The organism is Microbacterium sp. RURRCA19A, assembly GCF_900156455.1.
Lineage (GTDB): Bacteria > Actinomycetota > Actinomycetes > Actinomycetales > Microbacteriaceae > Microbacterium.
The window spans coordinates 480,785-504,761 of sequence record NZ_FTNQ01000001.1 but is presented as its reverse complement, the minus strand read 5'-3'; the positions used below and the strand labels follow the sequence as shown (position 1 = coordinate 504,761).

The 23,977-nt window shown below is 70.5% G+C and carries 21 protein-coding genes; 6 read left to right on the top strand and 15 right to left on the bottom strand.

Going from position 1 to position 23,977, the window contains the following annotated elements; all coding sequences use genetic code 11:
- Positions 1-36 precede the first annotated feature (36 nt).
- The 3 genes from BW982_RS02465 to BW982_RS02455 all read left to right on the top strand — a co-directional run bounded on the left by BW982_RS02465 (position 37) and on the right by BW982_RS02455 (position 3,001).
- A complete protein-coding gene (locus BW982_RS02465; protein WP_076490497.1) occupies positions 37-669 on the top strand; it encodes a TetR/AcrR family transcriptional regulator in 633 nt (210 codons plus the stop codon).
- Positions 670-786: 117 nt separating this feature from the next.
- Positions 787-1,668, top strand: a complete 882-nt coding sequence (locus BW982_RS02460; RefSeq protein WP_076490496.1) for a shikimate dehydrogenase — start codon at positions 787-789, stop codon at positions 1,666-1,668.
- Positions 1,669-1,681: 13 nt separating this feature from the next.
- A complete protein-coding gene (locus BW982_RS02455) occupies positions 1,682-3,001 on the top strand; it encodes an MFS transporter (protein ID WP_076490495.1) in 1,320 nt (439 codons plus the stop codon).
- Between the two features lie 51 nt (positions 3,002-3,052).
- Here BW982_RS02455 and BW982_RS02450 read toward each other — a convergent pair whose 3' ends face one another.
- The 11 genes from BW982_RS02450 to BW982_RS02400 form a co-directional block, all read right to left on the bottom strand.
- Positions 3,053-4,291 (bottom strand): heparan-alpha-glucosaminide N-acetyltransferase domain-containing protein, encoded by a 1,239-nt coding sequence (locus tag BW982_RS02450; protein ID WP_083696485.1) that lies wholly within the window; start codon positions 4,289-4,291, stop codon positions 3,053-3,055.
- 102 nt (positions 4,292-4,393) lie between these two features.
- Complete coding sequence (aroB, locus tag BW982_RS02445) at positions 4,394-5,470, bottom strand: 3-dehydroquinate synthase (protein WP_076490493.1); 1,077 nt, start codon at positions 5,468-5,470, stop codon at positions 4,394-4,396.
- The gene (locus BW982_RS02440; protein ID WP_076490492.1) at positions 5,467-6,003 is read right to left on the bottom strand and encodes a shikimate kinase; all 537 of its coding nucleotides are present in this window, start codon (positions 6,001-6,003) and stop codon (positions 5,467-5,469) included. The genes aroB and BW982_RS02440 overlap by 4 nt, the downstream gene beginning before the upstream one ends.
- On the bottom strand, positions 5,990-7,216 hold the full coding sequence (gene aroC, locus BW982_RS02435) for a chorismate synthase (RefSeq protein WP_076490491.1): 1,227 nt from the start codon (positions 7,214-7,216) through the stop codon (positions 5,990-5,992). Before aroC ends, BW982_RS02440 begins: the two co-directional genes overlap by 14 nt.
- A 4-nt stretch (positions 7,217-7,220) precedes the next feature.
- Positions 7,221-8,057 carry a shikimate dehydrogenase family protein gene (locus tag BW982_RS02430; protein ID WP_076490490.1) on the bottom strand — a complete coding sequence of 279 codons (837 nt, stop codon included), beginning with the start codon at positions 8,055-8,057 and terminating at the stop codon, positions 7,221-7,223.
- Positions 8,051-9,679 carry an endolytic transglycosylase MltG gene (mltG, locus tag BW982_RS02425; protein WP_083696484.1) on the bottom strand — a complete coding sequence of 543 codons (1,629 nt, stop codon included), beginning with the start codon at positions 9,677-9,679 and terminating at the stop codon, positions 8,051-8,053. Before mltG ends, BW982_RS02430 begins: the two co-directional genes overlap by 7 nt.
- Position 9,680: 1 nt before the next feature.
- Positions 9,681-10,154: a Holliday junction resolvase RuvX gene (gene ruvX / locus BW982_RS02420; RefSeq protein ID WP_076490489.1), complete on the bottom strand. Its 474-nt coding sequence runs from the start codon at positions 10,152-10,154 to the stop codon at positions 9,681-9,683.
- Positions 10,151-12,820 carry an alanine--tRNA ligase gene (gene alaS, locus BW982_RS02415; protein ID WP_076490488.1) on the bottom strand — a complete coding sequence of 890 codons (2,670 nt, stop codon included), beginning with the start codon at positions 12,818-12,820 and terminating at the stop codon, positions 10,151-10,153. The genes ruvX and alaS overlap by 4 nt, the downstream gene beginning before the upstream one ends.
- A 60-nt stretch (positions 12,821-12,880) precedes the next feature.
- On the bottom strand, positions 12,881-13,165 hold the full coding sequence (locus tag BW982_RS02410) for an ATPase (protein WP_254845509.1): 285 nt from the start codon (positions 13,163-13,165) through the stop codon (positions 12,881-12,883).
- 353 nt (positions 13,166-13,518) lie between these two features.
- Positions 13,519-14,148, bottom strand: a complete 630-nt coding sequence (gene rpsD / locus BW982_RS02405; protein ID WP_076490487.1) for a 30S ribosomal protein S4 — start codon at positions 14,146-14,148, stop codon at positions 13,519-13,521.
- A gap of 218 nt (positions 14,149-14,366) precedes the next feature.
- Positions 14,367-15,746: a replication-associated recombination protein A gene (locus BW982_RS02400; RefSeq protein WP_083696483.1), complete on the bottom strand. Its 1,380-nt coding sequence runs from the start codon at positions 15,744-15,746 to the stop codon at positions 14,367-14,369.
- 107 nt (positions 15,747-15,853) lie between these two features.
- On the opposite strand from BW982_RS02400, the gene BW982_RS02395 reads away from it, so the two are divergent.
- From BW982_RS02395 to BW982_RS02385, 3 genes are all read left to right on the top strand, one after another.
- Positions 15,854-16,141 carry a dioxygenase gene (locus BW982_RS02395; protein WP_076490486.1) on the top strand — a complete coding sequence of 96 codons (288 nt, stop codon included), beginning with the start codon at positions 15,854-15,856 and terminating at the stop codon, positions 16,139-16,141.
- An 81-nt stretch (positions 16,142-16,222) separates the two neighbouring features.
- Positions 16,223-17,827, top strand: coding sequence for a DUF349 domain-containing protein (locus BW982_RS02390; protein WP_368483019.1), 1,605 nt, complete (start codon positions 16,223-16,225; stop codon positions 17,825-17,827).
- A gap of 64 nt (positions 17,828-17,891) precedes the next feature.
- Positions 17,892-18,431, top strand: coding sequence for a type IV toxin-antitoxin system AbiEi family antitoxin (locus BW982_RS02385; protein ID WP_076490485.1), 540 nt, complete (start codon positions 17,892-17,894; stop codon positions 18,429-18,431).
- A gap of 12 nt (positions 18,432-18,443) precedes the next feature.
- On the opposite strand, the gene BW982_RS02380 is transcribed toward BW982_RS02385, so the two are convergent.
- The 4 genes from BW982_RS02380 to yajC all read right to left on the bottom strand — a co-directional run bounded on the left by BW982_RS02380 (position 18,444) and on the right by yajC (position 23,957).
- Positions 18,444-20,696, bottom strand: coding sequence for a RelA/SpoT family protein (locus tag BW982_RS02380; RefSeq protein WP_076490484.1), 2,253 nt, complete (start codon positions 20,694-20,696; stop codon positions 18,444-18,446).
- 67 nt (positions 20,697-20,763) lie between these two features.
- Positions 20,764-21,750: a protein translocase subunit SecF gene (gene secF / locus BW982_RS02375; RefSeq protein ID WP_076490483.1), complete on the bottom strand. Its 987-nt coding sequence runs from the start codon at positions 21,748-21,750 to the stop codon at positions 20,764-20,766.
- A complete protein-coding gene (gene secD / locus BW982_RS02370) occupies positions 21,750-23,459 on the bottom strand; it encodes a protein translocase subunit SecD (RefSeq protein WP_076490482.1) in 1,710 nt (569 codons plus the stop codon). The genes secF and secD overlap by 1 nt, the downstream gene beginning before the upstream one ends.
- Positions 23,460-23,507: 48 nt before the next feature.
- Positions 23,508-23,957, bottom strand: a complete 450-nt coding sequence (gene yajC / locus BW982_RS02365; RefSeq protein WP_076490481.1) for a preprotein translocase subunit YajC — start codon at positions 23,955-23,957, stop codon at positions 23,508-23,510.
- Between the last annotated feature and the right edge of the window lie 20 nt (positions 23,958-23,977).

Genomic DNA, 23,977 nt, shown 5'->3' with positions numbered 1-23,977 from the left:
CCATCCGGTACATAGCGCGTCCACTAGTCTGGGCCGATGCCCGAGGTCCGTCGCGACGCCGAGCGCACCCGCGCCGAACTCCTCGCCGTCGCGACCGAGGTCTTCGCCGAAGACGGTTATTCCGGCGCCCGCGTCGACGAGATCGCCGCCCGCACCCGCACCACCAAGCGGATGATCTACTACTACTTCGGCGGCAAGGAAGGCCTGTACCGCGCGGTCCTCGAAGAGGCGTATCGCGGCATCCGTGAGGCCGAGCGCGGCATCGACGTCGACCACTCCGACCCCGTGCAGGCCGTGCGCGCGCTCGCCGAGGTCACGTTCGATCACCACGTCCAGCACGACGCGTTCATCCGGCTCGTCGCGATCGAGAATATCCACCGCGGTGAGTTCATCCGCCAGATCGACGGGCTGCGCGAGGCCTCGAAGCCCGCGAAGGACGTGCTCGACGAGATCCTCCAGCGCGGTCGCGCCGCGGGGCTCTTCCGTGACGACGTCGAGGCGATCGACGTGCACCTCGTGATCAGCGCCTACTGCGTCTTCCAGGTCGCGAACCGCTACACCTTCGGGCACCTGTTCGACGTCGATCTGGCCGAACCGGCCCGGCGCGCGCACCTGCGGTCGGTCATCGGCGACGTCGTCGTCGGGTGGCTCACCTCCCCCACGGCCTGAGCCGCCGGCATCCACGCCCGTGTTGACAGGCGTGGTTCGTCGTGCTTTTCTGTGAACGTACCGGTTAGTACATTGCGATCTCCGCGACTGACCGGGATCCGGAGACGAAGGAGTACCGTGATCGACTCGCACCCTTATCTCGTGGGCCTCATCGGCGCGGGGGTCCTGCCCTCGCTGACACCGCCGATGCACATGGCCGAGGCGCGGGCGCTCGGGCTCACCTACGTCTACCGGCCGCTCGACCTCCCCACCCTCGGCATCGACCCGGAGCGCATCGGCGATGTCCTCGCGTGGGCCGAACGCCTCGGCTACGACGCGGTCAACGTCACGCATCCCTGCAAGCAGAGCGTGATCGCGCACCTCGACCGCATCGACCCCGTGGCCGCCGCGCTCGGCGCCGTGAACACCGTCCTGTTCACGCCCTCGGGCCGCGTCGGCTACAACACCGACACGACCGGGTTCGCCGCCGCCTTCGGCGAGGGACTCTCGGATGCCGCGATCGACCGCGTCGTCCAGCTCGGCGCCGGTGGGGCGGGGTCGGCCGTCGCCGACGCGCTCCTCCGCCTCGGTACTGCGCACCTCACCGTTGTGGACCTCGACGCCCCTCGCGCCGGTGCCCTCGCCGGAGACCTCGCGGCTCGGCATCCGTCCGCCGTGGTCGACTCCGCCGTGCCCGCCGATCTCGCGGCCGTGCTCGCGGGAGCCGACGGTCTCGTCCACTGCACGCCCGTTGGGATGGCCGAGCACCCCGGACTCCCCCTGGATGCCGACCTGCTGCGGCCCGACCTCTGGGTCGCCGACATCGTCTACCGGCCGCTCGACACCGAGCTGCTGATCACCGCGCGCGAACGCGGCTGCCGCACCCTGGGCGGCGGACGGATGGCGGTCCACCAGGCCGTCGACGCCTTCGCCCTCATCACCGGGACGCGACCCGATCCCGACCGCATGACCGCCCATTTCCTCGACCTCGTCGCCGCCGGCGACGTCCTCGCCCGCTAAGGAGCACACGTCCATGACCACCACCGCAACGACGCGGAAGACTCCCGTGAAGGCCGCCGCCGCGAGCTTCATGGGCAGCGCCGTGGAGTACTACGACTTCTTCCTGTTCGGCTCGGCGGCCGCGCTGATCTTCCCCACCGTGTTCTTCCCGTCGGGAGACCAGGCGGCCCTGGTGATGTCGTTCGCGACCTTCGGCTTCGCCTACGTCGCCCGCCCGGTCGGCGCGGTGATCCTCGGCCACTTCGGCGACCGGATCGGTCGGCAGAAGGTGCTGATGTTCACGCTGCTGCTGATGGGCCTGTCGACCTTCATCATCGGATGCCTCCCCGGCTTCACGCAGATCGGGTGGTTCGCCCCGGCGCTCCTCGTCGTCTGCCGTCTGATGCAGGGGCTCTCCGCCGCCGGCGAGCAGGCGGGCGCGTCCTCGCTCACCCTCGAGCACGCCCCCGAGAACCGTCGCTCGTTCTTCACGTCGTGGACGCTGACCGGCACCCAGGGCGGGCAGATCCTCGCCGCCCTCATCTTCATCCCCGTCGTCGCCTTGCCCGACGACATCAAGTTCAGCTGGGGCTGGCGCGTGCCGTTCTGGCTGAGCGCGGTCGTCGTCATCGTGGCGTTCTTCATCCGGCGGAGCCTGCACGAGACGCCCGAGTTCGAAGAAGCCAAGGCGACCGGACAGATCGCCCGCATGCCGCTCGTCCCGCTGCTGCGCGACCACTGGCGCGACGTGCTGCGCGTCATCTGCTGCGCGTTCATCGCCGCGGTCTCCACCGTCTTCGGCACCCTCGCCATCGCCTACGGCAAGGAGCAGGGGCTCGCCGCGAGTGTCACCCTGTGGCTCGTGGTCGTGGCCAACATCGTCGCCCTCGGCACCCAGCCCCTGTTCGGCCGACTCGCCGACCGCATCGGCCGCAAGCCCGTCTTCATTTACGGCGCACTGTCATCCGCGGCGTTCATGCCCTTCTACATCCTGTCTATGGGCAAGGGGAACGACCTGCTCACCTTCGGCCTCGCGATCCTCACGTTCTCGTTCGGCTACGCCGCCGCGAACGCCGTCTGGCCGTCGTTCTACGGCGAGATGTTCTCCACGCGCGTCCGGTTCTCGGGCATGGCGATCGGGACGCAGCTCGGCTTCCTCATGGCCGGCTTCGCCCCCAGCATCGTCGCGGCCCTCGGCGGGAGCGGCGAGAACGGCTGGATCGTCATCAGTGTCTTCACCGCGGTGATCGCCATCGTGGCCTCGGTCAGCGCGCTCACCGCCCGCGAGACCAAGGACGTGCCCACGGGCCGCCTGGGTCAGGTCGCCGAGGAGCGCGTCCCCGCGGCGGTCTGACCCCGCAACGCGAACGGCCCCCACCTTCGGGAGGGGGCCGTTCGTCGCTGATCAGGCGGGAACGGCCGCGCGCCGCCAGGGGCGTGACACCTGCCGTCCGGTCCACGTCACGGCGGCCTCCAGCGGGCCGCGCCGGTCGGTGATCATCAGGATCGTGCCGATGAGGAGTGCCCCGGCCACGTTCAGCGCCCAGATGCCCGCGCCTTCGGTGTACCACTGCAGCGGGCCGTTGCCGTTGCCCTGGGCGATGAGCATGGCGATGCCCACGGCGGTGCCGTGCAGGGCGTAGATGGTCAGAGGTGCCGCCCCCGCGCGTCGAAGCGGCTCGAAGACACGGCGCACCCTGGCGCTGAGGACCGTGCCCAGGAGCAGGCAGAGGCCGAGCACGGCGAGGGCGATCCCCACGGTGAGGGCGAGATCGAGAGTGGTCCCCGAGTGGGCGGACGGAGACAGCAGCATCGCCGAGTCCCCCGCGAACACGGTGCCGTAGGAGTCACCGAAGTACAGACTGGTGACCGTCGCCGGGTCGGCGTGCAGCCTTTCGGCGATCCCCGCGATCGTCGGCTCTGCGATCGCGCGCACGACACCCCACGCGACGAGCGTCGATGCCGCGCCGATCGCCGTCATGCGCCACGCCAACCGCTGCACCGCCCCCGTATCGGTCGCCGCGCGGACCGCACGCCCGACCACCAGGCCGACCAGGGCATAGACGATCCAGGTGGGGACCGGATAGATGCCCGTCAGGAACAGTCCACGGAACAACATGGCCGGGTCTGCGAGGCTGAGCCAACTCGGTGATCCCAGCTCGAACGGCGGCAAGCCGGTGCGCACCATCATCGACACGGGTGGCCAGGCGAGGGCGAGGACGCCCGCGAGGGTCAGGAGGATCGGCGACGGCACCCGCAGCAGCGGCACGAGAACCCAGAACAGCACCCCGTAGTACGCGAGGATGATGAACGGTCCGGAGGGCATCAACCCCAGGGTCAGCCCCAGGACGATGAGAGCCATACCGCGACCGAACACCGCGGCGCGGGCGGCGCCGAACCTCCCGGCGGCGAGGTCGGTGTGGGTGGTCAGGGAGATGCCAACGCCGGCGAGGACGGCGAAGAGTGCGGCTGCCCGCCCCGAGACGAACGGATAGAGCACTGATGCGCTGCCGTCGGTGTTCATCTGCCACACGTGAGCCATCATCATTCCCGCGAGCGCGAGGAACCGGGCGATGTCGATACCCCACACACGAGGGGAACCGACCCGACGGGCGGGCGGTGCGAGAGCGGTTCGAATGTCCATGACATGGACGCTACGCAGCGGGTCCGCCCGCCCGCGTCGACCCGGGGGTGTAACAGCGCGCCCCGAGGATGACGCGGAAACCACCTGTGGACACAGGTGTCGTTACGCCCCGACCTCCTGGTACGCCGCGAACAGCAGTGACTCGTCGGGGGCCTGCAGCACCGTCGGGCGGGCGAGGTCGTCGAGCACGATGAAGCGCAGCATGCTGCCGCGCGACTTCTTGTCGCGCTGCATCGTCGCCTTGAGCGTCTGGAACGCGCCCGCGCGGTAGGTCGTCGGAAGGCCCAGCGACTCGAGCACCGTGCGGTGGCGCTGGGCGACGTCGTCGGACAGACGGCCCGCCAGACGCGAGAGCTCGGCGGCGAACACCATGCCCACCGAGATCGCGGCGCCGTGACGCCAGCGGTACCGCTCCGCGTGCTCGATCGCGTGGCCGAGGGTGTGACCGTAGTTCAGCACCTCGCGGAGTCCCGCCTCGCGCAGGTCCTCGCCGACGACACGCGCCTTCATGTCGATCGCGAGCTCGATGCAGCGGCGGAACGCGTCGCCCCGCGGGTCGACGATCCCCGACGGGTCGGCCTCGATGAGGTCCAGGATCTCGGGATGCCAGATGAACCCGGCCTTCACGACCTCGGCGAAGCCCGCGGTGGCCTCGTTCTTCGACAGGGTGTCGAGCAGGTCCAGGTCGCACACGACCGCGTGGGGCGGCCAGAAGGCGCCCACCAGGTTCTTGCCCTCCGCGGTGTTGACGCCCGTCTTGCCTCCGACGGCCGCGTCGACCATCGCCAGCACGGTCGTCGGCACCTGGACGACGGCGACGCCCCGCAACCACGTCGCGGCGACGAAACCGGCCAGGTCGGTGACCGCGCCACCGCCGAAACCGATGACGGCGTCCGTCCGCGTGAAGTCGGCCTGGCCCATGACCTGCCAGCAGAACGCCGCGACCTCGATGCGCTTGCCCGCCTCGGCATCCGGGATCTCGGCGAGCAGGACCTGGCGGTCGCCGACCAGCTGCGCGCGCAACGCCTCGGCCTGGGCCGCGAGCGTCGGCGGGTGCACGACGAGCACCTTCTGCGCCGCCGCGGGCAGCTTCTCGCCGAGCGAGGCGAGCAGGCCGCGGCCGATCGTGATGTCGTATCCGGGGTCGCCGGCGACGGTGATGGTGGTGGTGTCGCTCATGGGGTCTCCTGGGCCGGGACGGGTCGCGCCCAGGCCACGATGTCGTCGACGACGCGGGCCAGCGGGCCCGACGACGTGTCGAAGGCGATGTCGGCGGCGGCCTCGTAGATCGGGCGCCGCTCCTCGTAGATGCGGAGCCAGCGCTCCGCCGGGTCTTCGCCGCCCAGCAGCGGGCGCTCGTCTCCGTGGATCCGGGATGCCACGACGTGCGGCGCCACGGTCAGCAGCACCACGCGATGCTGCGTCAGGCGCTCGCGCGTGACGGGGTCGAGCACCGCTCCCCCGCCGAGCGCGACGACGCCTCCGCGGTCGAGCGCCTCCGCCACGGCATCCCGTTCGATCGCCCGGAAGTGCGCCTCGCCGTGGGCGAGGAACAGGTCGCGGATCGGGCCGTGGTCACGTACGACGATCTTGTCGGTGTCGCTGAAGGACTCCCCCAACGCGCGCGCGACGCGCCGCCCGACGCTCGTCTTGCCCGCGCCCATCGGTCCGATGAGCACGAGCGCGCCGTCGCGGGCGTCAGCCGAGGTCATGCGCGAGCAACGCCGCGTCGGACGCGTCGGTGGTGCGCAGCGTCTCCGGCAGGTGCGCGAGGTACGTCTCGAGGTTCCGGCGCGTCTCGGCGACGTTGTCGCCGCCGAACTTCTCCAGCACCGCGTCGGCGAGCGTGATCGCGACCATCGCCTCGGCGACGACGCCCGCCGCGGGGACGGCGCAGACGTCGGAACGCTGGTGGTGGGCCGCGGCGGTGTCGCCCGTGGCGACGTCGACGGTGCGCAGCGCGTGCGGGATCGTGGCGATCGGCTTCATGCCGGCGCGCACCCGCAGAACGGTGCCGGTGGACATGCCGCCCTCGGTGCCGCCCGCGCGGTCGGACGAGCGGGTGATCCCGTCTCCGGTCGCGAACAGCTCGTCGTGGGCCTGCGAACCGCGTCGCGTCGTGGTGAGGAAGCCGTCGCCGATCTCGACGCCCTTGATCGCCTGGATGCTCATCAGGGCCTGGGCGAGCTTGGCATCCAGTCGACGGTCCCACTGCACGTGCGAGCCCAGCCCCGGCGGGAGGCCGTACGCGAGCACCTCGACGATGCCGCCGAGCGTGTCACCGGCCTTCTTCGCGTCGTCGACCTCGGCGACCATCGCCGCGGAGGTCTCGGGGTCGAAGCAGCGCAGCGGATCGGCGTCGAGCAGCTCGACGTCGTCGGGCGTCGGCAGCGCGGAGCCCTCGGGCACGCGCACCGGGCCGATCGAGAGCGTGTGGCTGACGAGTCGGATGCCGAGCTCCCCGAGGAACGCGCGGGCGACGGCGCCGAGCGCCACGCGCGCGGCTGTCTCGCGCGCGGACGCGCGCTCGAGGATCGGACGTGCTTCATCGAAGCCGTACTTCTGCATGCCGACGAGGTCGGCGTGGCCCGGACGGGGGCGCGTGAGCGCCGCACCGCGACCGCGCGAGCGGTCCGACAGCTCGACGGGTTCGGGGCTCATGACCTCGACCCACTTGGGCCACTCGGTGTTGCCGATGCGCAGCGCGATGGGGCTGCCGATCGTGAAGCCGTGCACGATGCCTGTCGACAGCGTGAGCTCGTCCTCCTCGAACTTCATGCGCGAGCCGCGGCCGTAGCCGAGCTTGCGACGAGCCAGGTCCGCGCGGATCTGCGCGGGAGAGATCGGGACGCCGGCCGGCATCCCCTCCATGAGGGCGACCAGTTCGGGACCGTGGGATTCCCCGGCCGTGAGCACGCGAAGCATGCCCCTATCCTCCCATGACCGCGGCGCGCATCGCGGCGAGCACGTCGTCTTCGCGCTCGAGCGGCACCGCGGGGTCGCCGCCGACGAAGACCCGCACCTGGAGCAGCGCCTGGTGCAGCAGCATGGGCAGGCCGTTGATCGCCGTGTTCCCCGCCGCGTGCCACTGTTCGGCGAGCGGGGTCGGCCAGGTTCCGTAGACGACGTCGACGAGGAGACCGCCGTTCTCGGCGAACGGACGGATGCCAGGACCGGCATCCACTCCTCCGGGGAGCGCCCCGATGGTGACGGCGACGGCGTCCGGCGTGCCGGGGGCGTCGAAGGCGGCTGACACGACGTCGACGCCGACGGAGTGTCCCAACGCGCGCAGAGCGGCGGCGGCTTCCGGACGCCGGGCCACCACCTCGACGCGCTCGGCGCCCAGCTCGGCCAGTGACAGCACCGCCGAGGTGGCGGTCGCGCCGGCCCCGAGGATCCGGGCGTTCCGGGGTCGCGTCACCCCGGCCTCGCGGAGCGCACGGGCCAGTCCCCCGACGTCGGTGTTGAAGCCGCGCGGCCCGTCATCGGTCAGCAGGTACGTGTTCACCGCACCCGTTCGTCGTGCCGCATCGTCGAGGGACACCGCGTTCTTCGCCGCCACGTTCTTCAGCGGCATCGTCAGCGAGAGGCCGCGCCAGGTGGCATCCAGCGTCCCGATCGCCGCAGGGAACTCGGCCTCGGTCACCCGCTTCCGCCCGTACTCCCACGGCAGATCCAACGCGCGGGCCGCCGCCGCGTGCAGCGCCGGCGACCGCGAATGGTCGATCGGGTCGCCCCACACCGCGAGCCGGACGGGACTCAGCATCCGCCGTCGGGATTCGCGCGGCACCACTCCTGGAACTGGTCCACGGCCTTCAGCTGGTCGGCGTAGGTGGTGGAGAACACCGTCTCGCCCGTCGCCAGATTGACCGTGGTGAAGTAGTACCAACTGCCGTCGACGGGGTGCATGGCGGCGTCGATCGCGAGATCGCCCGGGTTGGAGATCGGACCGATCGGGAGCCCCGGGCGCACATAGGTGTTCCAGGGGTTATCGCTCGTCAGGGCGTTCTCCGACGACGACGAGCTCCCCGCACCGATCTCGCCCACGCCGTACTGCGCCGTCGAGTCCATCTGCAGCAGACCGTGGGTCTCGTCGTTGTCGGGCTGCAGACGGTTCTCGATCACCCGCGAGACCTTGTAGAAGTCATCGGAGTTGCGCGCCTCGCGCTCGATGATCGACGCGATGATCAGGATGCGCTCCCGGTCGGCCTCGGGAACCCCGGCCTGATCCAGGGACTGGACCGTGCGCTGCACCATCCTCTGGATGATCTCGGTCGCCGTGACTCCCTCATCGAAGTCGTAGGTCGCGGGGAAGATCCACCCTTCGAGCGTCGAGGCCGGCACGCCGTACTGCGACGGGTCGGCGGTCGCCGCCTCGAAGTCCGCCCGCGGCATGCCCAACTGCTCGGACATCGCATCGAGCGACTGTTCGAGTGTCAGCCCCTCGCGGAGCTGCACGGTGAGGTTCAGACGGTTCGCGGGATCGCTCAGTGCCGCGAGCACGGCCGCGGACGACATCTGCTGCTGCAGCTTGTACACCCCCGGCTGGAACGTGAATGCCACGGCGTTCTTCACCATGTACTTGTAGAGCGAGTCCGACTCCTTCGTGATCCCGGCTTCGAACAGCTTCGGAGAGACGGACTCGCCGGTGTCGCCGGACGAGATCGTGACACGCGCTTCGCCGGTGGCCATGCCCTCGGCGTAGTCCGTGGGCTCACCGGTGCCGAGGAACTCGCGGACGCGGTCGCCGTAGGTGTTCCACACCACGACCCCGCCGCCGACGAGCCCACCCAGGATGACGAGCACCACCGCCAGGGCGATCCAGCCGCCCGCGCGGCGACGTCGCTTCGGTGGCCGGGCGGCGCCGCGCACCTCGTCGGTGTGCGCCTGCCCCGAGAACAGGTCGTCGAGCGACCCGGATGCCACGGGCCGAGCGGCCTCGGGGGCGCCGGCGGCCGCGACTCCGGCGCCGACGAGCACGGGCTCGCGGGTCGGTTCGGGATCGGCCTGCGGAGTGCGCCGCGGGCCGGCGGGAGGGGCGTCCTCGGCGGGACGCGGTTCGGTGGCGCGGGCCGTGTCGCGGAGGCGCGGCTCCCCCGCGGATCGGGGGTCGACGGCAGGGCGCGGCTCGGGCGCCGCCGCGGCAGGCGACCCGGCGGCGGGGGCGGCGATCGAGCCGCCGTCCGCGGGCGTGGCCGCCGGCGTGGGGCCGGTCTGCGCCCGGCGAGCCTCGCGCGCGGCACGGCGGGACGACGGTGCGTGGCCGTCCGAGGCCGGGGCGTCGGCGCCCTCGCTGTCGCGGCCTGTGGCGCCGGTCGCCCCCGAACGAGGGTCGGGCAGACGGCCGTACAGCTCGGCGAAGGGGTCGGTCGGGTCGTTTTCGGGCATGTCAGGCGGGCTCCTGTCCCGGTGCTACGGCGGGTCCGGCCGGCTCACCGGACTGTCGCTCCACGTCGAGCGCCTGCTGCAGCAGAACCACAGCGGCGACTTGGTCCACAATGCTACGAGAATCCCGCTGGGAGCGTCCTGCCTGGCGGAGCACGCCGTGGGCAGACACGGTGCTGAGCCGCTCGTCCACGAGCCGCACCGGGATCGACAGGACCGCCGCCAATTCTCCGGCGAAGCGGCGGGCGTCCGTCGTCGACGGGGTGTCATCGCCCCGCAGGTTGAGCGGCAGCCCGACGAGCACCTCGAACGCCTCGTACTCCGCGGCGAGGGCGACGATCCGGCGCGCGGGCTCCCCCTTGCGCGGCACCGTCTCCACGGGCACGGCGAGGAGACCGTCGGGGTCCGAGCGTGCGACGCCGATGCGCGCGCGGCCCACGTCGATGCCCAGCCGGATCCCGCGCCGGAACTCCGTCACGCCGTGATCGCCCGCACGTCCGCGACGATGCCCTCGAGCGCCTGCGGCAGTGCCGCGGCATCCGTGCCACCGCCCTGGGCGACATCGGGACGACCGCCGCCGCCACCGCCGAGCACGCCCGCCGCGTTCTTGGCCAGGGCGCCGGCGGCGAGGCCACGTTCGCGAGCCGCGTCGTTCGTGACGACGACCACGGTGGCGCGGCCACCGGCGACGGAGCCGAGGGCGACGACGCCCGCGTCGGAGCCGAGCCGATCGCGCACCTGGAGCGCGAGCGTGCGTACATCGTCCGCGGACGCCCCTTCGCCGAGCGATTGCGCGACGACGCGGACGGTGCCGACCGACGTCGCGGACTCGACGAGCTGCGGCAGCCTGTCGGAGAGCGCCCGCGCTTCGAACGCGGCGATCTTCTTCTCGGCGGCCTTCAGGCTCGCGGCGAGTTCCGCGATGCGGGTCGTGAGCTGTTCGCGGGGGGTCTTGAGCGACGACGTCAGCTGCGAGACGATCGCCCGCTCGGCGGCGAGATCGCGGAAGGCGTCCAGGCCCACGAGCGCCTCGACGCGGCGGTTGGACGCCCCCACCGACGACTCGCCGACGAGGTTGACCAGGCCGATCTCGGCGCTGCGCGCGACGTGCGTGCCGCCGCAGAGCTCGCGCGACCAGGGGCCGCCGATGTCGACCATGCGCACCGTGTCGCCGTACTTCTCGCCGAACAGCGCCATCGCCCCCGAGGCCTTCGCCTCGTCGAGCGAGAGCACACGCGTCGTGACCTCCAGGTTGTCGCGGACGGCGTTGTTGGCGATGTCCTCGATCTCGGTGCGCGTCTCGGGCGAGAGCGCCGCACCCCAGCTGAAGTCGAAGCGCATGTAGCCGGCGCGGTTGAGCGATCCGGTCTGCGTCGCGGTCTTGCCGAGGGTGTCGCGGATCGCGGCGTGCACGAGGTGCGTGGCGGAGTGCGCTTGCTGCGCCGAGTGGCGGTTGAGGGCATCGACAACCGTCGTCGCGGGGGCGTCGACCGACACCTCGCCGCTGGTCACCTCGACGGTGTGGCTGATGAGCCCCGGCACCGGACGCTGCACATCCAGCACCTCGAGCTCGTACCCGGGTCCGACGATGACGCCCTTGTCGGCGACCTGGCCGCCGGACTCGGCGTACAGCGCCGTCTCGGCGAGGACGACCTCGGCGATCTGGCCCGCGGAGGCGCGGTCGACGCTGCGCCCGTCGACGAGGATGCCGAGCACCTTCGACTCGGTCTCGAGATCGGTGTAGCCGGTGAACACCGTCTCACCGAGCGCGCGGAACTCGCGATACACGCTCTGGTCGGCGATCGCGCCCTTGCGGGAGCGGGCGTCGGCCTTCGCGCGGGCGCGCTGCTCCTGCATGAGGGTGTCGAAGGCGCCGCGATCGACCGCGAGCCCGGCCTCCTCGGCGATCTCCAACGTCAGGTCGATCGGGAAGCCGTACGTGTCGTGCAGCAGGAACGCCTCGGAGCCGGACAGCGTCGTGGCGCCGCCGTTCTTGGCATCCGCCACGGACTGGTCGAGGATCGCCGATCCCGCCGCGAGAGTGCGGAGGAAGGTCTGCTCCTCGGCGATGGCGTACGCGGAGAGACGGGCGTAGTCGGACTCGACCTCCGGGTACGACCCCTTCATCGCGTCGCGCGACGCGGCGAACAGCTCGGGGAACGTCGGCCCCTCGACGCCCAGGAGGCGCATCGAGCGGATGGCGCGGCGCATGATGCGGCGGAGGATGTAGCCGCGGCCCTCGTTGGAGGGGGTGACGCCGTCGGCGAGCAGCATCAGCGACGAACGCACGTGGTCGGCGACGATGCGCAGGCGCACGTCGTCCTCGTGCGACTCGGCGCCGTACGCCTTGCCCGCCAGCTTCGCCGCCAGGTCGAGCACCGGACGCACCTGGTCGGTCTCGTACATGTTGTCGACGCCCTGCTTGATGAACGCGATGCGCTCCAGGCCCATGCCGGTGTCGATGTTCTTCGCCGGCAGCTCGCCGACGATGTCGAAGTCGTACTTCGATCGCACGTTCGTGATCTCGTACTGCATGAACACGAGGTTCCAGATCTCGACGTAGCGGTCGTCGTCGGTCGCCGGTCCCCCGTCGATGCCGTACGCGGGACCGCGGTCGAAGAAGATCTCCGAGCAGGGACCGGCGGGGCCGGGGAGGCCGGTCGACCAGTAGTTCGTGTCCTTGCCGAGCCGCTGGATGCGCTCCTCGGGCAGGTCGGTCAGCGTGCGCCAGAGGTCGTGCGCCTCGTCGTCCTCTTCGTAGACGGTGACCCACAGGTCCTTCGGATCGAAGCCGAGGCCGCCCTCGGCCTCGGACGACGTGAGCAGCTCCCACGCGTAGCGGATCGCGTCTTCCTTGAAATAGTCGCCGAACGACCAGTTGCCCAGCATCTGGAAGAAGGTGCCGTGACGGGGCGTCTTGCCGACCTCTTCGATGTCGTTGGTGCGGATGCACTTCTGCACGTCCGCCGCACGCGGATAGGGCGGCGGCACGACACCGCTCAGGTAGGGGATGAACGGCACCATGCCGGCAACGGTGAAGAGGAGGGCCGGATCGTCGGTGACGAGCGAGGCCGACGGCACGATGGTGTGGTTCTTCTTCTCGAAGTAGTCGAGGAAGCGCTGAGCGATCTCGGCGGTTTTCATGTGGGGTCTTTCCGTGGGCGTGCGGATCCGCCCCGGCGAGCGGGGCGGGATGCCGGGAGGTCAGTCGGTGGGGGCGGCCTTCTTCGCCGCGTCGGCGACGGAGCCGACAGCGTCGGCGGTCGCGTCGACGGCGGAGGCCGCGACGCTCTTGGCGTCGTCGAGGATGTCGGAGAGGCGCGTCTCCTGCTCGTGGTACGCATCGCTCATCCGGTCGGCGAACTCCCCGATGCGGGCGTCGACCTGCGCCAGCAGCTCCTGACCGCGGGGGTCCTTGTTGACCAGGTGCGCGGCGACGAAGCCTCCGGCGATGCCCAATACGAACCAGACGAGGCTTCTCACGTTCACCACTTCTTCCTCGAGCGAGCGCCGCGGGCGCGGCATCCCTTCATCGTAGGCGACAGGGTCGCGCGAGCGCGCGCCCGACGGGATGCCGCCGGACTCGGCATCCGTTCCCTGTCGGCGTGCCCCCCACCCACGCCGGGCGGTCCGGGGCTCCCGAACCGATGCCTCCACGTTCGATTGCCGCAGATGGTCGTTGGCTCGACGGCGCATCGACGATCTGGGGCAAATGAACCGACGCTTTCGTTGTTCGCGCGGAGAGCGCGACCGGGAACGACGCCAGGCCGCGCGAGAGCGCGACCGCAAACGACGAAGGGCGCCGGGAGAACCCGGCGCCCTTCGGCTCGTGAGTCGGAGACTCAGCGAGCGGCGTAGTACTCGACGACGAGCTGCACGTCACACGTGACGGGCACCTCGGCGCGCTTGGGGCGACGCACGAGCTTCGCCTGCAGCGTGGCCAGGTCGACCTCGAGGTAACCGGGAACGGGGGGCAGCACCTCGGCGTGCCCACCGGCGGCGGCGACCTGGAAGGGCTCGAGGCCCTCGCTCTTCGGCTTGACGTGGATCTGCTGACCCGGCTTCACGCGGAACGACGGGCGATCCACGAGCTGGCCGTCGACCAGGATGTGGCGGTGCACGACGAGCTGACGGGCCTGGGCGGTGGTGCGGGCGAAGCCGGCACGGACGACGAGGGCGTCCAGACGCATCTCGAGGAGCTCGACCAGGTTCTCACCGGTCAGGCCATCGGTGCGACGGGCCTCGTTGAACGCGATGCGCAGCTGCTTCTCGCGGATGCCGTACTGCTCGCGCAGACGCTGCTTCTCGCGGAGACGCACGGCGTAGTCGCTGTCGGCCTTGCGCTTGGTGCGGCCGTGCTCGCCGGGAGCGTAGGGACGCTTCTCGAGGTAGCGGGCGGCCTTGGGGGTGAGCGCGACGCCGAGGGCGCGCGACAGACGGACCTTGCGGCGGTCCTGGGACTTCGTTGCCACGAAGTACTCCTTCCGATGACGTGGCCGCGCGTTTCGCGGCTCACGGACGTATCACGCTCTCTTCGCCCTGTCCGGACTGCACGCCGGGGCATGCCGGAAGGTCGGTGAAGAAGAGAGGGGATGCCCGAAAACTCGGTTTCGAACCGACTAAGGCTATCAGACCGCGGTCGCGACGTACGCGGTCCAGGACGGGCCCGGCTCGCCGACAACGGCGGATCTCACCCGCCGTCGAGGATGCGGCGGATCTTCTCGAGCCGGGCGGAGACGTCGCGCTCGGCGCCGTGCGAGGTCGGCTGGTAGTAGCGCTTCCCGCGGAGTTCGTCGGGGAGGTATTGCTGCGTGACGATGCCGATGTCGCTGTCGTGCGCGTACTTGTAGCCCTTCCCGTGCCCGAGCCGCTTCGCCCCGGCGTAGTGCGCGTCGCGCAGGTGCACGGGGACGCGACCGAACCCGCCGGCGCGCACATCGGCGATCGCGGCGTTGATCGCGGTGTAGGCGGCGTTCGACTTCGCCGTCGTGGCGAGGTAGACCGTGGCTTCGGCGAGCGGGATGCGCCCTTCCGGCATCCCGATGAAGGCGACGGCGTCGGCGGCGGCGACCGCGATCTGCAGCGCCTGCGGGTCGGCGAGACCGATGTCTTCCGCGGCGGAGACGACCAGCCGGCGGGCGATGAACCGGGGGTCTTCCCCGGCTTCGATCATGCGCGCGAGGTAGTGGATCGCGGCGTCGGCGTCGGATCCGCGGATCGATTTGATGAACGCGCTGATGACGTCGTAGTGCTCGTCGCCCTGCCGGTCGTAGCGCAGCAGGGCGCGATCGACGGCCTGGGAGATGTGGTCGCCGGTGATGACGGGACGCGGGTCGTCGGCATCCGCGTCGTCTTCGTCGGCGTCCTCGTCGTCTGCGCCGGACGTGGCGTGGTCGGCGGCCACGGATGCCGCGGCTTCGAGGGCGGTGAGCGCGCGGCGCGCGTCTCCGGAGGCCAGTCGCACGAGCGATGAGCGGGCGTCGTCGCTCAGCACCACACGATCGTCGAGGCCGCGGGGATCCGTCACGGCCCGGTCGACGAGAGCACCGAGATCGTCGTCGCCCAGCGGTCGGAGGGTGAGCAGCAACGACCGCGACAGCAGGGGCGAGATGACCGAGAACGAGGGGTTCTCGGTGGTGGCGGCGATCAGCACGACCCAGCCGTTCTCGACGCCCGGCAGCAGTGCGTCCTGCTGCGCCTTTGTGAAGCGGTGGATCTCGTCGAGGAACAGGATCGTGGACTGTCCGTAGAGATCGCGCTGGGTGAGGGCCTCCTGCATGACCTCGCGCACGTCCTTCACCCCGGCGGTGATCGCCGAGAGTTCGACGAAGCGGCGACCCGACGACCGCGCGATCGCCTGTGCGAGCGTCGTCTTGCCCGTGCCGGGCGGCCCCCACAGGATGACCGAGACGGCGGATCCGGATGCCGAGGAGTCGGCGCCGGCGAGGGTGACCAGCGGTGAGCCGGGACGGAGGAGATGACCTTGGCCGGCGACCTCGTCGAGGCTCGTCGGGCGCATGCGCACGGCGAGCGGTGTCTGGCCCTGGAAGAGGGCGGAAGCACTGGTCACGGATCCAGGCTAATCGCGACCGCCGACACCGGATCGGGCGTCTTTGTGACGTCATCGGCGAGGTGCGTAGGATCGGGGCGTTCCGCAGGCGGTGAAGAGAGGTCGATGTGGCGACGGGTGGCAAGGACCGGCAGGGCCGCGAGCAGCGCGAGCGCACGCGGGCGTATCAGGCCCGCCAGGAGCTCCACCGTCGCGAAGGGCGACGGCGCACGCGCGACAACGTCCTCGCGCTCGTCGTCGGCGTCGTGGTGATCGGCGCCGCGATCGGTCTGCAGACCGTCTACTTCGTCGCCGGCCCCGGCGCTCCCGCACCGGAGCCGACCGTCGTCGACACGCCGAGCCCGGTGCCGAGCGGGCCGGTTCTGCCCGACCCCGAGGTCTCGTCCACGCCGTGAACCTGTGACGACGGCATCCGTCGTACTAGGCTCGAAGCGTCCTTCTCCCCCAGGCGGCCCTGCCGCGATGAGGTGCTTCCCGTGACTTGCGTTCCCTCCTCCGACTCCCCCGACACCACCCCCGCCGTCGCCGACGACGACGCCGTGGTCGAAGAGCCCACCGCGCCCGCCGCGGACGAGACCACGATCGACGCGGAGGCCGCTCCGGTCGCCGCGGACGAGCCGACCGAGTCGTCCGCCGACGCCGACGCCCCCACTGAGGAGGCCCCCGCCGAGGATGCCCTCTCGGCGGAGGCATCCACCGCTGAGGAGACTCCCGCCGCTGAGGCGCCCGCCGAGGATGCCCCCGCCGAGGAGACTCGCGCCGAGGAGGCCGCCGCTGAGGCGCCCGCCGCGCCCCAGGCCACCCCCGCACCCGGTCCCCGGCCCGGTCCGCGCCCCGGTGCGCGCGTCGCGGCCCCGGTCGAACCGTGGGGCCGCGTCGACGAGGACGGCACCGTTTCCGTGCGCGAAGGCAGCGAATGGCGGGTCGTGGGGCAGTATCCCGACGGCACGCCCGACGAAGCCCTGGCCTACTTCACGCGCAAGTTCGCCGACCTCGCCGGCGAGGTGACCCTGCTCGAGGTGCGTCACCGCCGCGGCGGCGCATCCGCCTCCGACCTGCGCTCGACCGCCGCGACGGTGCGGGCCAAGGTCGACGGTGCCGCCGCTGTCGGCGACCTCGCCGCCCTCCTCGAACGTCTGGACGCCCTGACCGCCGAGCTGGCCGAGGCGACCGAGACCGAAGCGGCCGCGGCCAAGGAAGCCGTCGAAGACGCCGTGCGCGAGCGCACCGAGATCGTCGAGCACGCCGAGGCCCTCGCCGCCCGTGACCCGCAGTCGGTGCAGTGGAAGCAGATGACCGCCGACATGTCGGACCTGTTCGACCGGTGGCAGGCCCACCAGCAGAACGGTCCCCGCTTGCCGAAGTCGACCGCCCAGCAGCTGTGGCGCCGCTTCCGCGACGCGCGCGCGACCGTCGACCGCCACCGCCGCGAGTTCTTCTCCGCGCTCGACGAGACCCACAAGGTCGCGCGCGACGCCAAGACGCGCCTGGTCGAGCGCGCCGAGGCCCTCGCTCCCCGTGGCGAGGACGGCATCCCGGCCTATCGCGACCTCCTCGACGAGTGGAAGGCCTCCGGCCGTGCCGGCCGCAAGGTCGACGACGCGCTCTGGGCCCGGTTCAAGGCCGCGGGCGACGCGCTGTACGGCGCACGCATCGAGCGCGAGACCGCCGACGCCGAGGCATCCGAGGAGAAGATCGAGCAGAAGCGCGCTCTCCTCGAGGAGGCCGCACCGATCGTCGACGAGAAGAATCTCGCGACAGCTCGCCAGAAGCTCACCGCGATCCAGCGGCAGTGGGACGAGATCGGGCGTATCTTCCCCCGCGACAAGGAGCGCGTCCTCGACGACGAGCTCCGCAAGATCGAGCAGAGCGTGCGCACCCGCGAAGACGCCGAGTGGAAGCGGAACGACCCCGAGCAGAAGGCCCGCGCCAACGACATGACGCGGCAGCTGACCGACGCGATCGAGAAGCTCGAGGCCGAACTCGCCGCCGCCCAGGCCAAGGGCGACAAGCGCGCTGCGGCCCAGGCCTCCGAAGCCCTCGAGGCGCGTCGCACGTGGCTGCGCGCGCTCGGCGGCTGAGCGTTCTCCACAGCTCGGCGTCCCCACGACCCACAGGAAGAGACCATCCCGGCACACTGGCGGGATGGTCTCTCCCTTTCTGTACTTCCCCGGTGAACGGTTGTCGCTGGCGGAGCTGACCGCGGCCTGCCTGGACGGTCTGCTCACGCCGATCGGTGAGGGGTTCATGCCCGCCGATGCCGTGGAGACCTCGTGGATGCGGGCCCGGAGCCTCGCGCCCCTGATCGGTGACAGATGGGCGGCGGTGCGAGTGACTGCGGCCTGGGTCCACGGCGCCGTCGAGCTCGAGCCGTCCCGGCACCACCTTCAGCGAGCGTCCGCCGAGCGTGCGCGTGCTCCACGTGCGTCGGGGGTCATCACGCACGACGTGCGGATCGCGCCCGCCGACGTCCTGGTGATCGCCGGCGTCCGGGTCGCGAGCCCCGAGCGTACCCTCGTGGACCTCGCCCGTTCCGCGGATGCCGACGATCTCGCCGCGGCGCGAGCCTGGGGCGGGTCCGACCCCGCCCTCGTCGCGTCCGCGCGCGCGTGGCTGTCCCGGCATCCGCGGTTCCCCTATGGGCGCCGCGCCGACGAGGTGCTCGCGACGACGGCGCGGCGGTGATCCGCGCGGACGTCAGGACGAGGTGACGCGATAGACGTCGTACACCGCGTCGATGCGTCGCACGGCGTTGAGCACGCGGTCGAGGTGCACGGTGTCGCCCATCTCGAACACGAACTTGCTGAGGGCCAGGCGGTCGTTCGTCGTCGACACGGTGGCCGACAGGATGTTGACGTGGTGTTCGCTCAGCACGCGGGTGACGTCGCTCAGCAGCCCTGATCGATCGAGCGCCTCGACCTGGATCTGCACGAGGAAGACGCTCTTGGTCGTCGGCGCCCACTCGACGTCGATCAACCGCTCGGGGTCTTCCCGCAGCGACTTCACGTTCGTGCAGTCCGCGCGGTGCACCGACACTCCGCTGCCCCGCGTGACGAACCCGACGATCTCGTCGCCCGGCACCGGGGTGCAGCACTTCGCGAGCTTGACCAGGATGTCGGGGGCACCGCGGACGAGCACGCCCGAGTCGCCCCCGCGCGGCGCGCGGCTGCGGCCGACCTGCGGCAGATCGATGGGGCCGGTGGAGGTGTCGTCGGCGCTGACGAGCGCCGTGACCTTCTCGATGACCGACTGCGTCGAGACGTGGCCCTCGCCGACCGCGGCGTACAGCGCGGAGACGTCCTCGTAGTGGAACCCGCGGGCGACCTCGGTGAAGGAGTCCTGGTTCATCAGGCGCTGCAACGGCAGGTTCTGGCGGCGCATCGCGCGGGCGATGGAGTCCTTACCCTGCTCGATGGCCTCTTCGCGACGCTCCTTCGTGAACCAGCCGCGGATCTTGTTGCGGGCCCGGGTGCTCTTGACGAAGCCCAGCCAGTCCTGGCTCGGCCCCGCATCGGGGTTCTTCGACGTGAACACCTCGACGACGTCGCCGGACTGCAGCTCGGTCTCGAGCGGGACGAGCCGCCCGTTGACCTTGGCGCCCATCGTGCGGTGACCGATCTCGGTGTGCACCGCGTAGGCGAAGTCGACCGGGGTCGCGCCCGTCGGCAGACCGATGACACGGCCCTTCGGCGTGAAGACGTAGACCTCTTTCGCGCCGATCTCGAAGCGCAGTGAGTCGAGGAACTCCCCCGGGTCGGCGGTCTCGGCCTGCCAGTCGGAGATGCGGGCGATCCAGGCCATGTCGGTGTCGGAGGCCTTGGCATCCGTCTTCCCGCCGGCCATGCGCTCTTTGTACTTCCAGTGCGCGGCGACGCCGAACTCCGCCTGCTGGTGCATCTCGTGCGTGCGGATCTGGATCTCGACCGTCCGGCCGCTGGGACCGATGACGGTCGTGTGCAGCGACTGGTACAGGTTGAACTTCGGGGTCGCGATGTAGTCCTTGAACCGGCCGGGCAGCGGGGTCCACCGCGCGTGGATCGCGCCCAGCACGGCGTAGCAGTCGCGCACCGTGCCGACGAGGATCCGGATGCCGATGAGGTCGTAGATGTCGTCGAACTCGCGACCCCGCACGACCATCTTCTGGTACACGGAGTACAGCTGCTTGGGGCGTCCCATGACACGGCCGCGGACGCGGAGTTCGCGGAGGTCGGCGTCGATGTTCTCGATCACCGTCTGGACGTACTGTTCGCGCTGCGGCGTGCGCTGGCGGACGAGGCTTTCGATCTCCGCGTAGAGCTTGGGGTGCAGGACGGCGAAGGACAGGTCTTCGAGCTCGCTCTTGATCGCCTGGATGCCGAGTCGGTGGGCCAGCGGCGCGTAGATCTCGAGCGTCTCGGTGGCCTTCTTCGCCGCCTTGTGCGGCGGCACGAAACCCCAGGTGCGGGCGTTGTGCAGGCGGTCGGCGAGCTTGATGAGCAGGACGCGGATGTCGCGGGACATCGCCACGATCATCTTGCGGACGGTTTCGGCCTGCGCGCTCTCGCCGTACTTGACCTTGTCGAGCTTGGTCACGCCGTCGACGAGCATCGCGACCTCGTCGCCGAAGTCGGCGGCGAGCTCGTCGAGCGGGTACCCGGTGTCTTCGACCGTGTCGTGCAGCAGCGCCGCCGCGATCGCCTTGGGGCCGAGGCCGAGTTCGGCAAGGATCTGCGCGACCGCGAGCGGGTGCGTGATGTACGGCTCACCGCTCTGGCGCTTCTGCCCCTCGTGGGCCTTGTCGGCCACGGCGTAGGCGCGCTCGATGATGCCGAGGTCGCCCTTGGGGTGATGCGTGCGGACCGTGCGCAGCAGCTTGTCGACGTCGTCGCGCCGCGCGGCGCGCGAGAAGATGCGCGGAACCAGTCGTCGCAGCGACGACGGCGGCGGCGCGGGGGACGTGGTCTCGGTCATCGATCCCCTCCCCCGGGCGCTGCGATCAGTCTTCCCATCCTACGCCGCGCGGGGCCGGTGCCCGCCGTCAGGCGGGGACACCGGCCTTCTCGCGCGCGGACACGACCCGGCTGTCCCGCTGCTTGATCGGGGCCTCGCGCTCGCGCAGGAGCGCGTACAGCGGGACCGCCACGAACAGTGTGGAGTAGGCCGCGACGATCGTGCCGACGAAGATCGACAGCGAGATGTCGCTCAGCGTGCGGGCGCCGAGCGGCACGCCGATGAAGAGGATCGCACCGACCGGGAGGATCGCCACCACGGTGGTGTTGATCGAGCGGATGAGCGTCTGGTTGGCCGCGAGGTTCACCGACTCGGCGAACGTGCGCCCCGAGATCTCGCCGTCCTGCCGGGTGTTCTCCCGTACCTTGTCGAACACGACCGTGGTGTCGTACAGGGCGTACGACAGGATCGTGAGGAACCCGATGACGGCGGCGGGCGAGATCTCGAAGCCGAAGACGGCGTAGATGCCGACGGTGATGACGAGCACGTCGACCAGGCCGATGATCGCGGCGACCGACATCTTCCACGTGCGGAAGTACAGCGCGAGGATGACGAAGGTCAGCGCGAGGAAGATCGACAGACCCCACAGCGACTGGCGGGTGACGTCGGCGCCCCAGGTCGGGCCGATGAACGAGTTCGTGATCTCGCTCGTCGGAACGCCGTACCCCTGGGCGAGCGCCTCCGAGACCGCCTGGGTCTGGGCGTCGTCGAGCTGGTCGGTCTGCACGCGCACGGCCTGACCGCTGATCGTGGTCACGCGCGTCGTCGTGCCGGGGACGACGGATGCCACGGCGTCGGTCGCGATGGACTGGTCGAACGACGCGGGGTTCGAGACGGTGAACTGCGACCCACCGGTGAATTCGATCGAGAACTGGATCGGGCGGAACAGCGGGACGAGGGCCGCGCCGATCACGAGCACCGCGGCGATGATGAACCACAGGCGACGACGCTGCACGAACGGGAAGGACGTCTTCCCGGAGTAGAGGTCGTTACCGAGCTGCGACATGGAGCGCATCAGTCGTCTCCCTCCTTCGTGGAGCGGCTATTGCCCTGTGCGGCCGCGAGCTCTGCGCGCTTGCGTTCCGCGATGGTCTGGCGGCGCTGGGCCTCCCCGCGCGAGCGGTTCGCCCGGCCGGAGACGGCGGGAGCGGGGGCACGGAACTGTGCACGACCGCGGTAGACGGCGCCGAGGGCCTCGGGGTCCATGCCCGAGAGCGGGTGGCCCGAGCCGAAGAACCGCGTGCGCGCCAGCAGCTGCATCACCGGGTGGGTGAAGAGGATGAAGATGAGGATGTCGATCGCGGTCGTGAGGCCGAGCGTGAACGCGAAGCCCTTCACCGTGGCATCCGCGAGGATGTAGAGCACGACGGCGGCGAGGATGTTGATCGACTTCGAGATGTAGATCGTGCGCTTGGCGCGCGACCATCCGTCCTCGACGGCGGCCGTGATCGACTTGCCGTCGCGCAACTCGTCACGGATGCGTTCGAAGTAGACGATGAACGAGTCCGCGGTGAACCCGATCGTGACGATCAGACCCGCGACGCCGGCGAGCGACAGTCGGAAGCCCATCCGCCACGCCAGGATGCAGAGCGTCACGTACGTCAGCACCGCCATCACGCCGAGCGACGCGATGATCACGGTCCCGAGCGCTCGATAGACGATCAGCGAGTAGATCGCGACGAGGCCCAGGCCGATGAGACCGGCGATGAAGCCGACCTGCAGCTGCTGCGAACCGAGGGTCGCGGAGACCGTGTCCGAGCTGACGACGGTGAAGCTCAGCGGCAGGGCACCGTACTTGAGCTGGTCGGCGAGGGCCTTCGATGACTCCTGGGTGAAGCTGCCCGTGATGCTCGGGCGTCCGTCGACGATGATGCCGTTCATCGACGGTGCGGAGAGCACGGACCCGTCCAGCACGAACGCGAACTGGTTCAGCGGCGGCTGCGCACCGTACAGGCGCTGGCTGATCTTGCCGAAGGTGTCGGTGCCCTTGTCGTTGAAGACGAGGTTCACGGCCCACTGGCCGGTGTTCTGCTCCTGGCCGTTCGTGGCGTTGCTGATGTCGGTGCCGTCGAGTTCGACGGGGCCGAGGATGTACTTCACGGAGCCGTCGTCGCTGCAGGTGATGAGCGGCTGATCCGCGGGGGCCTGCGCCGGGTTGTTCGCCGGGTTCGCGCAGTCGTACGCGAGGAACTGCGCCTGCAGAGCGGGGGTGATCCACGAGGTGTCGCTGCCGTTGGTCGGCGACGCGGTGGGCGTGGCCGGGAGCGACGGGTCGGGCGTCGGGTACGGCGTGTTCTGGCCGTCCTGTCCGACGAAGGAGGTCGCCGGCGAGCCGGTGAACAGCACCGCCCGCAACTGCAGCTGCGCCGAGCTCTGGATGCGCTGACGCGTCGCGTCATCCGCCTGGCCCGGGATCTGCACGACGATGTTTCGGCCGCCTTCGGTGGCCACGTCGGCTTCGCCGACACCCGAGGCGTCGACACGCTGACGGATGATCGTCACGGCCTGAGCCAGCTGGTCGGCGTCGGGGTTCGCCCCGTCGGTCGTCTGCGCGGCCAGGATGATCTGCGTGCCGCCCTGGAGGTCGAGGGCGAGGTCGGGGGTCCAGGAGCTGGCCTGGAACGCGTACACGCCGAGCGCGTTGATGCCGAACAGCACGCCGGTGATGGCGAGCAGTCCGGTCAGCACGCGCCAGGCATGGCGGACGGGAGTCGAGGGCGCCACGGAGTCGGCTTTCTGTGCGGCGGTGAACGGAAAAGGTGTGGAGAGGCGTCAGGCCTGCGGACGATCCTTGTCGTCGCGCTCGGCCTGGGCCTCACGGGCGCGGTGGTCGTCGCTGAGCGAGGTGATGTCGCCGTCGGCGACGCCGGCGACGTACTCGGCCTGCGACTCCTCGGCCTCGATCAGCTCGTCCTCGGTCACGAAGCCCTCGGCGGGGTTCACGACACGGAGGACCGCCTGGCTGTGGACCTTGATGACGACACCCGGGGCGATCTCCACCTGCGCGGGCTTGTCGAGGTCTTCACCGTCGTACTCGACGATGGTGCCGTAGAGACCGCCCTGCAGCAGCACTTCGGATCCCGGAACCGTCTGGCGTGCCTTCTCTTCCTGCTCGAGCTTCTGCTTCTGCATGCGGCGACGCGAGCTGTAGAACATGAAGACCAGCAGGCCGATCAGAAGAATGATCAGGCCGTAGTTGGCGAAGAAGCTCGCGAAATCCATGGAGGCGGTGCACCTTTCGA

What these genes read in the sequence shown, in the direction of transcription:
- BW982_RS02465 (WP_076490497.1), top strand. Translation starts at nt 37, where the DNA reads ATGCCCGAGGTCCGTCGCGACGCCGAGCGCACCCGCGCCGAACTCCTC.
- BW982_RS02455 (WP_076490495.1), top strand. Translation starts at nt 1,682, where the DNA reads ATGACCACCACCGCAACGACGCGGAAGACTCCCGTGAAGGCCGCCGCC.
- BW982_RS02450 (WP_083696485.1), bottom strand. Translation starts at nt 4,291, where the DNA reads ATGGACATTCGAACCGCTCTCGCACCGCCCGCCCGTCGGGTCGGTTCC.
- aroB (WP_076490493.1), bottom strand. Translation starts at nt 5,470, where the DNA reads ATGAGCGACACCACCACCATCACCGTCGCCGGCGACCCCGGATACGAC.
- BW982_RS02440 (WP_076490492.1), bottom strand. Translation starts at nt 6,003, where the DNA reads ATGACCTCGGCTGACGCCCGCGACGGCGCGCTCGTGCTCATCGGACCG.
- aroC (WP_076490491.1), bottom strand. Translation starts at nt 7,216, where the DNA reads ATGCTTCGCGTGCTCACGGCCGGGGAATCCCACGGTCCCGAACTGGTC.
- BW982_RS02430 (WP_076490490.1), bottom strand. Translation starts at nt 8,057, where the DNA reads ATGCTGAGTCCCGTCCGGCTCGCGGTGTGGGGCGACCCGATCGACCAT.
- mltG (WP_083696484.1), bottom strand. Translation starts at nt 9,679, where the DNA reads ATGCCCGAAAACGACCCGACCGACCCCTTCGCCGAGCTGTACGGCCGT.
- alaS (WP_076490488.1), bottom strand. Translation starts at nt 12,820, where the DNA reads ATGAAAACCGCCGAGATCGCTCAGCGCTTCCTCGACTACTTCGAGAAG.
- BW982_RS02385 (WP_076490485.1), top strand. Translation starts at nt 17,892, where the DNA reads ATGGTCTCTCCCTTTCTGTACTTCCCCGGTGAACGGTTGTCGCTGGCG.
- BW982_RS02380 (WP_076490484.1), bottom strand. Translation starts at nt 20,696, where the DNA reads ATGACCGAGACCACGTCCCCCGCGCCGCCGCCGTCGTCGCTGCGACGA.
- secF (WP_076490483.1), bottom strand. Translation starts at nt 21,750, where the DNA reads ATGCGCTCCATGTCGCAGCTCGGTAACGACCTCTACTCCGGGAAGACG.
- yajC (WP_076490481.1), bottom strand. Translation starts at nt 23,957, where the DNA reads ATGGATTTCGCGAGCTTCTTCGCCAACTACGGCCTGATCATTCTTCTG.